This is a genomic window from Zestomonas carbonaria, from assembly GCF_904061905.1.
Taxonomy (GTDB): Bacteria; Pseudomonadota; Gammaproteobacteria; order Pseudomonadales; family Pseudomonadaceae; genus Aquipseudomonas; species Aquipseudomonas carbonaria.
On record NZ_CAJFCI010000099.1, the window covers coordinates 1 to 10,422 of the forward strand.

Here is a 10,422-nt window from a genome sequence, read left to right on the forward strand (position 1 = left end):
TGTTCTTGAATTTCGTGCCCAGCATCAGGGCACAATCGATTTTCTTCTTGGAAATGTCGATTCCCAGAGGGAGGAAGTCAGAAGTGCTCATGGCTTGCGTAATCCACCTTGTGAATGCTGACTCACGGCTTGACCGGGTCGAAGATACTGTTCGATTTCTGGCAAGTTGAAGCAGGCAGCCCGGTGCAAAGTCTACATCACGGCCTTGTCGCCAAGGGTGGACACGGCATCCGGGTCGCCTTGTGCTCAAGAGCGACTTGAGCAAAAACACAATACAAGGGTGGGCTTCAGCCCACCGAGCGGAGTCTGAGCTCGGAATTGGTGGGCTGAAGCCCACCCTGCCTGTTTTGCGAAGGCGGCTCACTGCGCCTGGCGCAGGGCCGGGTCGTCCGGGTTCATGCGCTCCAGTTCGGCCTGGAGGATCTGCACCTTCTGGATCTGCCCGGTCTCGCGGCAGTAGTCGATCAGCGCCAGGCGCGCCTCGCGGTTGTTCGGCTGGCGTTCGAGCAGGTGTTCGAGTTGCCCGATGGCGCCCTGTACATCGCCGCTGTCGTGCAGGGCGATGGCATGGACGTAGCCGAAACGTGCGTCGTCCGGGGCCAGGCGGGCGGCTTCGCCCAGTTCCCTGATGCCCGCTTCGCGCTCGCCGCGCCGCACCATCGCCAGGCCGTTGGCATGGTGCAGGAAGGCCGATTCCGGATGGCGGGCGAGAGTGTCTTCGAGCAGTTGCCGGGCCTCCTGGCCACGGAAATTGCCATCCAGCCACTGCGCCAATGTCACCACGGCCGGCAGGAAATCCGAGTCGCGGCGCACGGCATCGCGCAACGCCGGCTCCACCAGCGCGCTGCGGCCCTGTGCCTGGTAGAGCATCGCCAGGTTCAGGTTGGCTTCGGCGCGGTCGGCAAGCTTCTTCTGCGTCTGTTCGTACTCGTCGATGGCCTGGGCCCAGCTCGCGCGATGCTGGCCAAGGGCTTCGTCCGGCAGGCCGAGCAGCGCATGGGCGGCGGCGAGACGTACCGCGCGCACCGGGTCGTCGAGCAAGGGGCCGAGCAGGGCGACGCGCCGTTGTGGCGGCAGCAGGGCGCTGACGGCTTCCGCGGCGGCCCGGCGCACCAGCGGGTCGTCATGCTTCAGGTCGCGGATCGCCAGGTTCAGCGCCCGCTCGCTGGGATAGACGGGCAGTTCGGCCAGCAGCGTGGCGCGGCGGATGGCCGGCAGGTCCTGCGCTTCGAGCTGCAGGAACAGCGCTCGGGAGGCACCGGGTTGGCCACCACGGATCAGCCACAGGCTCTCGTCGTAGCGCGGGTGGGCGCCTTCTTCGCCTGCGCCGTACCAGGCCTGGAACTGCTCGACGATCTTGTCGCTGGCGCTGTCCTGGTGGCAGCCGAGGCAGGCGTCCGGGGTGCCGAGCTCCAGCGCGCGGGCCGGGTTGGGCAAGGTGAAACCGTGGTCATGGCGGAAGTCGTTGCCCATGTAGAACTTGCCGGGCATATGGCAGTCGATGCACTGCGAGCCGGGTTGCCCGGGCTGGTGCCGGTGGTGTTCGGGCGAGTCGTAGTGCTTGGCTTGCAGCCCCTGGCCGTCGATGCCGGGCCGGGCGATCTGGCCGGCCGGGGTGTGGCATTGCAGGCAGACGCCGTTGCCGGGAGCCTTCAGCTCGCCGCTGTGCGGGTTGTGGCAATCGCTGCAGCGCACGCCCTTGGCGAACATCTTGCTCTGGGTGAAGGAGCCCCATTCGAAGACTTCGTCCTTGATCTTGCCGTCCAGCTCGTAGAGCGCCTGGGTCAGCGGGCTGGGCAGGTAGTCGTCCATCAGCCGCTTGTGGGCGGCGAAGCCGTCGCCGAGCGGGGAGCGCCGGGCGTGGCAGCGGCCGCAGTTCTCCGCCTGGACGAGGTTGTCGGCCTGGTTGAGCGAGAAGTCGAAGCCGCGCTTGGCGTCGCCATCCGGCTTGGCCGCCCATTGCAGGTGGCCCGAGGCCGGGCCGTGGCAGGCCTGGCAGCCGACGCCGAGGCTCTGCCAGTGGCTGGCGTAAGTGCCGCTTGCCGCGTCGAAATTGCGCTTGAAGCCGGTGGTATGGCACTCGATGCACATGAAGTTGGCGTTCTGCTGCGGCTTGCTCCAGTGCATTTCATCCTTGAAATCGACGTTCTGGCCCGGATAGAGATGGAACCAGCGCTGCTTTTCGACATCCCAGGCCACGGAGAGTGCCTGTAGCCGGCCGCCGGGCAGTTCCAGCAGGTATTGCTGCAATGGCGCGACGCCGAAGGTGTAGGCCACCCGGAAGTCTGCGGGCTTGCCATCCGGCCCCGGGGTGTTGACCCAGAAGCCGTCGTCCTTGCGGAAGAAACGCGTGGTTTCGCTGCCTTCCTTGAAGCTCTGCTCGTTGAAATCGCCAAGCACCGTGTCGTCGCGCGCTTCCTGCATCGCCAGGTGGTGATGGGAGCCTTGCCAGTCCTCGAATTGCTGCGTGTGACAGCCCTGGCACTGGCCTTCGTCGACCAGGCTGGCGGTGCTTTCGGCCGGGCGCGCGGGGCGTTGCGGCTGCTCTACGGCAGGCGCGGCGGGCCTGATCGGCGGGATGGTGGGTTCGCTGCGTTGCAGGATGAACCAGATCACCAGGGTGACCAGCAGCAACAGGCCGGCGGCCAGGGGGTAGAGGATACCGAAGGATCGTGGAGCGCCATCCTTGGCTTTTTTCTTGGTTTTCTCAGGCATGTATGGGTGCGGCCTTCACGGTTTGCCGGGCTTTGGAAAAGCGCAGTTTACGGGCTGTATGTGGACCTGGTGAGTCCATTCTGGTTTTTTTGGAAGTTGCGGGGCCGGTATCCGTATGTGCGCTCCGGAGCGTTCGGCGCTGCAAATCTTTCGGTATGTACGGCGCACCCTACCGGAACGACCCAGCCTAGAACAGGCTGAGTTGGCCGTCGATCAACCTGCTGAAGTCGTCGTGCACGAACGGCAGGATCGCGTCCGCCACCGGTTGCAACTGGCGCGTGACATAGTGGTCGTAGTCGATCGCCGCGCGCCGGGTTTCCAGCGGCTCCGGCCCGACGACCGTCATCACGTAGCTGATCCAGCCGCCGCTCTGGTACTGGCGTGGGCGGCCCTGGCGCTCGTTGTACTCGTCGGCGATGCGCGCCGCGCGCACGTGTGGCGGTACGTTGCGCTGGTAGTCGTCCAGCCGGCGGCGCAGGCGCTTGCGGTAGATCAGCAGTTCGTCGAGCTCGCCGGCCAGCGTCCGGCGCACGTAGTCGCGCACGTAGTCCTGGTAGGGCTGGCGGTTGAAGATGCGCAGGTAGAGCTCCTGCTGGAATTGCTGGGCCAGCGGCGACCAGTCGGTGCGCACTGTTTCCAGGCCCTTGAAGACCATTTCCTCGCTGCCGTCCGCGCGCCTGGCCAGCCCCGCGTAGCGCTTCTTGCTGCCTTCCTCGGCGCCGCGCACGGTGGGCATCAGGAAGCGCCGGTAGTGGGTCTCGAATTGCAGCTCCAGAGCGCTTTCCAGGCCGAACTCCTGGCGGAGGTGATCGCGCCACCACTGGTTGACGTGTCGTACCAGCGCACGACCGATGCGTTCCGCGTCTTCCTCGCCGTGCTCGTGGCCGAGCCAGACGAAGGTGGAGTCCGTATCGCCGTAGATCACCACCTGGCCTTCGGCCTCGATCAGCTCGCGCGTCCTGCGCATGATCTCGTGGCCGCGCATGGTGATGGACGAGGCCAGGCGCGGGTCGAAGAAGCGGCAGCCGCTGGAGCCGAGCACGCCGTAGAACGAGTTCATGATGATCTTCAGCGCCTGGGAGAGCGGCTGGTTGTGCTCGCGCTTGGCCGCCTCGCGACCCTGCCAGACGCGCTCGACGATGGACGGCAGGCTGTGCCGGGTGCGCGAGAAGCGGGCGCCGCGAAAGCCCGGCACCGACTCGTCGTTGCCGGGATGGCGCAGGCCCTCGATCAGTCCGACCGGGTCGATCAGGAAGGTGCGGATGATCGACGGGTAGAGGCTCTTGTAGTCGAGCACCAGCACGGATTCGTACAGGCCGGGGCGCGAATCCATCACGAAGCCGCCGGGGCTGGCTTCCGGCACCTTTTCCCCGAGGTTCGGCGCGACGAAGCCCTGGCGGTGCATCAGCGGCATATAGAGGTGGGTGAAGGCCGCCACCGAGCCGCCGCTGCGATCGGCGGGCAGGCCGGTGACGGTGGCGCGCTCGAGCAGGAAGGTCAGCAGCTCGGTCTTCTCGAAGATCCGCGTCACCAACTCGCAGTCCTTGAGGTTGTAGCGCGCCAGGGCGGGCTTGTCCTCGGCGAACATGCGGTCGATCTCGTCCATGCGCTGGTAGGGCGTTGCGATGGACTTGCCCTCGCCGAGCAGCGTCTGCGCGACGTTCTCCAGGCTGAACGACGGAAAGCTCCAGGTTGCCGAACGCAGCGCCTCGATGCCATCGATGATCAGCCGCCCGGCCGCCTCCGCGAAGTAGTGATTGTTGCGGCTGCCGTGCTCGCGCCAGCCCATCTCGTCGCCGCCGCGCCCAAGCCGCAGCGGCACCTTCAGGCGCTCGGCGTGCTCGTGCAGCACGCGCAGGTCGAACTGCACCAGGTTCCAGCCGATGATCGCGTCGGGATCGTGCCGGATGAGCCACTGGTTCAGCTTCTCGAGCATCTCCGCGCGGGTGTCGCAGTAGTCGAGCTGGAAGTCCACCTCGTCGCCGGCGCCGTTCACCGGACCGAGCATGTAGACCTGGCGCTCGCCGCAGCCTTCCAGGGCGATGGAGTACAGGTCGCCACGGATGTTGGTCTCGATGTCCAGGGAGACCAGTTTCAGCCGGGGGCGATAGTCCTGGGCGGGCTTCATCTGCGCATCGAGCAGCAGGCCATCGCCGCCCGGCGTACCGCCGAACCACACTGGCGCGGTGATGAAGCGCTCCATCATGTAGCGTTCCGGAGGACGGACATCGGCTTCGTAGACATCCAGCCCGGCCTTCCTCAACAGCTTGTCGAGCTGCATCAACTGGCGATGCTGCCGGCAATAAAGGCCGAGCACCGGGCGGTGATGGAAATCGCACAGGCCCAGCGGGCGCAGCTCGACCTCGCGCTCGCCGGCCAGCAGCGGTTCGGCCCATTCGCGTTGTTCCGCGGGGATGAAGGCCACCGAGGGCTGGTAGGGCAGGCGGATGTGCCGGGGGCCGGCATCGGTCGCCAGCCAGAATTCGACTTCGGTGCCGGCCGGCGTGTCGCGCCAGTGCCGGGTCAGGACGAAGCCCTGTTGTAGATTCACCACTGCGATTCCAAGGACCGATTACAGCGGTGATTCTACTTGCCCGGGGGGATGCCCGCCCGGGTTGCTGGCGAGGGGGGGTTACTTGTATTCGGTGTTGTAGAGCAGGACGAATTCGAACGGCCCCGGTTTCACGTCGCCATGGTCGGACAGTTCGGCCTGGAACGAGATGTTGAAGCCCAGGGCCTGCTCCGGCTGGATGATGTGGTAGACGGGCTGGTGGAACTGGACGTACTGCCCGCTGGACTCATCCCTGATCTTCAGCAGCAGGTCGTTGGACTCGTGCACGATGCCGGTATTGCCGTCGATGAGCCGCCCGGCGGTGGGGGTCAGGGTGGTTTTCACGACCGTGCCGCCGTCGCAGGTCCAGCGGAAGTCGAAGGTTTTCTCCAGGGGAAGCGCGGACTTGTCGAAGGTGCCGAAGTCGACGCGGGTGGGGGCTTCGGACAGCTCGCAGGTGGTGGGCAGGAAGTTCAGGGGGAGACTTGGAAAGGGAACGATGTTGTACGACGGCGGGGTATTGTTCCAGCGGGCACCGACGAAGAACGCGGGGTTCCTGAAGTTGATGAGGAACGTGCCCGGTTCGAGGAGGGTGCTGTTCTTCACCAGTTCCATGAAGGTCGGCGACAGCGAGCCGCTGATGCACTCGCTGGGACCGAGTGTCCGATCGCCCATTATTCCCAGTTGGATCCGGTTGGCCACGCCCCCGACCTGCTTGACCCCGACGCCATCCATGTCGCCGCTGGGGATGACCTGGTAGGCCAGCCCTTCGTAGTTCGTGGAGAAGGATTGCCCCTGCATGTGACTGCCTTCGGAGGTGATGCCCAGCACGATATAGCGCCCGGCCTCGCCGCTCAGGTATTCCTGGAGCCGGCAGGTGAAGTCCAGCGACAGGTTGACCGTGCCCAGCACGCTGCCGACGGGAAGGTCGTTGGAGATATCGGTTTCGCCATCGTAGGTGAGCGATACGTTGCTGAAGTAGCACTGGTTGGGCTCCACGGGACACTCGTCGGCCAGGGCCGGGAAGGCCAGGAGGGCGGCGAGGGCAAGAGGGAGCCTGGCATGCCCGGTTTTGCGATCTGCTTGCGTTTCCATTCGAATACTCGGCTGGGTCAGGGCCTGCCCGGCTCGGCGGAGCAGGTGACAGGCATTTTGCTGTAGGTGTCGTGTGCCTCTTCGGGCGGGGCGTAGGTGAAGCCGCAGCTTTCCCCGTCACCCCACGACACTTTGTAGATGGCCGGCTCCAGGCCGGTGCGGATGAACACCAGTTGGCCCTGGGCGACATGGGTGACGACTTCCCCACTGGCGTCCGAAACCGCCGCGCCGAAGGGAATGGGTATGCCGCCGGCATGCACGATCTCCAGCAGCGACGGCTGGCCGGTGACGGTCTCGTAGGGCACGCGGACGATGGCGCCGTAGCGGGGTGCGATGCGCTGGATGTTCTCCTTGATCTCGACGCTGTCCGAGGCGCCCTTGGAATCGAGGACGATGTCGTTGTTCCGGTAGGGCGTCAGGCCGGTCACCAGGGCCTTGCCGCTGCCGCCGATGCGCACCTGGTTGCGCCGCAGTTGCGCGCCGGCGGCGCCCTCGGCCTCGACGATCGCCATGGTTTCCCCCTGGGTGGGCGAGAACACCACGCCACCGCTGTAGGCCGCGATGCTGCCCCGCGCCGAGAGCGACTCGCGGGAGAAACCATCGCCCCGCGAAGCGCTGACCCCCAGCATCGAGGCCGTGGTCCGGTGCCGCAGGTTGGCGCCGTAGGAGTTGCTCCGCTCGCCTTCGTTGAGCCCGCTGTTCGCGTACAGGTTGTAGTTGGTCTGCATCTGTTCGCCGACGACCCCGCTGACGCTGGTCTGCAGGGTGTTGTTGTCGTTGTCCAGGTAGGTCGCGGTGGTGTTCAGGCGCGGCGCCCTGGTGCTCCGGCCGAGGGGGAGGCTCAGGGTCGCCAGGTACTGGATGTCGTAGCCGTCCACGGTATTGAAGCGGGAGGCGGAGAGCCCGAAGCTGCCCCAACTGAAGGAGCGGGTGAAACCGCCGCCGAAGGTGGTGCTGTCGTCCTCGTCGGTCCAGTAGGTCTGGGCCACGCCGGAGAGGAAGAAACTGGTCCTGCTGCCCAGCGCCTGGTTGACGTTGAGGGTCAGGCGGTCACGCTCGCGGAACAGGTTCGTCAGGCCGGTATCGACCGCTTCGGCCGCGGCGGAAAGGCTGAGATAGCCCTCGTCCGAGCGGCTGTAGACGGTCTGCACGGTGGTGCCGGTGCGCCCGAAGGTCTTGTTATAGCCGATGCGGTAGCTCTCGCCGCGAGTCGGCATCCGTGGCTCGACCGTATTCGAATCGGGATCGAAGTCCGCGAAGGTGATGTCCGTGGTGATGGCGCCATAGGGGGTGTTGAAGCCGCTGCCGATCAGGGCGGCCATGTAGCTGTCGGCGGCGATGGCCCCGGAGTAGAGGGTCAGGGTGTTGGTGACCCCGCGACGGTAGCCGCCCTGGAGGAACTCCAGCTCCCGGTTCACCTCGTTGCCACGATAGCGGCCGGCGGTGAGGAAGTAGCGCGAGCTGTTCGGGCGGAGCAGCTCGGCGGCGTAGGAATAGGGCACGGCGAAGGTCTTTTCCCGGCCGTCGGCCTCGGTGATGGTGACCTCCAGGTTTTCCGTGAAGCCGGTGTTGTACAGGTCGTCGATCAGGAACGGGCCGGGCGGCACCGTCGTCTCGTGGATTACCTGGTTGCCCTGGCGGACGGTGACGGTGGCGTTGCTCTCGGCCACGCCGCGCACCTGCGGGGCGAAGCCGCGCTCGTTGTCGGGCAGCATGCGCTCGTCGCTTTCCATCTGCACGCCGGTGAACGGGATGCTGTCGAACAGGTCGCCACGGGTGAAGTGCTCGCCCAGGGTCAACTGGGACGACAGCGAAGTCAGGTCGCGCTGCAGGTAGTTGTTGAGGGTCTGGTAGGTGCTGCCCTTGTCGGTGTTGTCGCCGCTGAGGAACGAACCGTTGTGGCGAAAGCGCCAGCCGGACAGGTTCAGCCCGCCGTTGAGGCCGAGGAAGTAGCTGTTGCGGGTGCCCTGGTCGTCGCTGCGGGCGTGGTCGAAGTTGGTGTTGTAGCTGAGGAAGCCGGCATTCAGGCCGGAGTCCCAGCTTTGCGGCGGCGCGTAGTGGCGCGGCCGCTTCTTCACATAGGCCTGCGGCAGCGTGACCTGGAGCGCCGCGGTGGACATTTCCGGCTCGACCTTGGCCTGGGGAATCAGCGCGACCAGGTCCAGGCAATCCTGATCGAGCGCGGCCAGCCGGTCCTGGGGCAATTCGTCGAAGGCGGTGCCCCACTGGGTGAGCTGTTCCCGGGTGAAGCAATAGACCTGGCGCTGATCCTCGGCAGTGTGGGTGACACGGACTTCTTGCAGCCCATAGGCGGTGCCGTTGACGATCAGGTTGAACGGATAGGTGCCGGCGGGGAGCGCGCTGGCGCTTTTTTCGAAGGCCGACACATCGACGTCCAGGCCCAGGCTGCGCAGGGTCTCCCGGTCGAAATGGACATCGCCCGGCGCCGCTGGCTCTTCTGCGAGGGCGGTCCCGCCCAGGGTGAGGCTCACCAGGCATACGGCCAGGCCGGTTCGGGGATGGGATTTGGCATGCATGTGCGGTGGCCGTTACTGCACGGAAGCTTCTGTCTCGACCACACCGCCGAAGTCGTTGATCCAGGTATAGCGGACCCGTGAGCCGCTCTTCGCCCAGCCGGCCACGTTGCGGGGCAGGACGACGTCGTAGTTCCCCAGCGGGGGAATCATGTCCAGCTCGCTGTCGGTATGGCTGCTCCCGCCGGAACTCAATTGAAGCTTGCTGGGCGAGATGTGGTAGGGCGAATCGTTGATGGCGCGCAGGACGGTCTGTCCGCCGCTGGAGGCGATGGTCCACTTGAGATTCTGCGCCGCATCGCTGGGCGAGCCCTTCAGGGCAGAGGGGCGGTAGAACAGCTTGATCTGCGAGCGGAAGGCGATCTGCAGGCTGCCGCTGGTGTCGACTTCCTCGTCGGCACCCTTCTTCGGGGCCTGGGAGGGGATTTCCAGGACATTCAGCCAGAACACCGATTCGCGGTCCTGGGGCAGCGGCTCGTTGAGATAGGCCACCTTGAGGAGCAGGCCTTTCTCGGGGTCGAGGCGGGAGACGGGCGGGGTGACCAGAAAGGGCGATCCGGCGGTGCGGTTCGTATCCATGGCGCCGCCCTTGTCCACCCAGGACTGGACGAGGGAAGGGGTCTTGCCGGTATTGCGGATGGTGACGCTGATGTCCTTTTCCGAGGCGGGATAGATAACGCGAGTACCGGTGATGACGATACTGGCGTGTGCGGGAGCCATAACGAGACATACGAGCAGGGCAACGATGCGTCCAAGGTGCATTTCATGGTCTCCTCGACTGTCTCGGAGAGAGTCTAGCTTGGTTTGTCGGGGGAGCAATTCAGGTACTTGAGGTGTTTGCATCGACAAGATTCGGACTTATCAACTAAGTGACTGTGGCGAAAGCTCCTTGCATGCATACCGAGGGCGCGAACATTCAATTAAAGGCCTTCGGTATGCATGCGCTGTTTTCACTTATTGATACTCTACCGAGAACATCAGTACGGAACCGACGTCACCAAAAACTTCGCCGCCGTCCGCTGCCCTGATATACCGGCCATAGTAATCGAAGACTACGGATTCATCGGTGAGTATCGGGTTGTTGTTCGCATTGGTCCGCAGGTCGATGGGTTGCTGGTCATTGTTCAGGATCTGAATCTCGACATCTGTCGTACCCATACCGCCGCTGACGTTCTGGAGATTTCCCGTGAGCTGGCTGACGTTGGTCTGCTCGAACTTGGGACGAATCGTCAGATCGCCATCCTCACCGAAGTTGCATCCTGCGAGAGTGATGGAGAAGGGGGTGTCTCCAGCGGTATCGCCGACATTCTGCAGCGCATCCCAGGAGACGGTTTCGAGTCGGACATTGCCGTCCGGCCCCTGGCCGTTCACATCGGCGGTACAAGTACTGGCTACGACGGTGCCGGAGAAAGTAATGCTGCCTTCGGCGGCGTGAGAGTTCGTACTAAGCAATGCACCGGTCAAGGCGGCTACTGCGACTGTGGTACTTATCAACTTGCTCATGGTGAAATTTCCTGTGGGGGGGGG

The 10,422-nt window shown here is 64.9% G+C and carries 6 protein-coding genes; all 6 read right to left on the minus strand.

The window, feature by feature from the left end; genetic code table 11:
• Window positions 1-360: 360 nt before the first annotated feature.
• The gene (locus PSEWESI4_RS24630) at window positions 361-2,715 is read right to left on the minus strand and encodes a multiheme c-type cytochrome (RefSeq protein ID WP_187673881.1); all 2,355 of its coding nucleotides are present in this window, start codon (window positions 2,713-2,715) and stop codon (window positions 361-363) included.
• A gap of 187 nt (window positions 2,716-2,902) precedes the next feature.
• Entirely contained in the window at window positions 2,903-5,266 is a 2,364-nt protein-coding gene (locus PSEWESI4_RS24635) for a DNA polymerase II (RefSeq protein WP_187673882.1), read from the minus strand.
• 81 nt (window positions 5,267-5,347) lie between these two features.
• Window positions 5,348-6,361: a hypothetical protein gene (locus PSEWESI4_RS24640; RefSeq protein ID WP_187673883.1), complete on the minus strand. Its 1,014-nt coding sequence runs from the start codon at window positions 6,359-6,361 to the stop codon at window positions 5,348-5,350.
• 17 nt (window positions 6,362-6,378) lie between these two features.
• On the minus strand, window positions 6,379-8,898 hold the full coding sequence (locus tag PSEWESI4_RS24645) for a fimbria/pilus outer membrane usher protein (RefSeq protein ID WP_187673884.1): 2,520 nt from the start codon (window positions 8,896-8,898) through the stop codon (window positions 6,379-6,381).
• 12 nt (window positions 8,899-8,910) lie between these two features.
• Window positions 8,911-9,657 carry a fimbria/pilus periplasmic chaperone gene (locus tag PSEWESI4_RS24650; protein ID WP_187673885.1) on the minus strand — a complete coding sequence of 249 codons (747 nt, stop codon included), beginning with the start codon at window positions 9,655-9,657 and terminating at the stop codon, window positions 8,911-8,913.
• 192 nt (window positions 9,658-9,849) lie between these two features.
• Entirely contained in the window at window positions 9,850-10,398 is a 549-nt protein-coding gene (locus PSEWESI4_RS24655) for a fimbrial protein (protein ID WP_187673886.1), read from the minus strand.
• Window positions 10,399-10,422 lie beyond the last annotated feature (24 nt).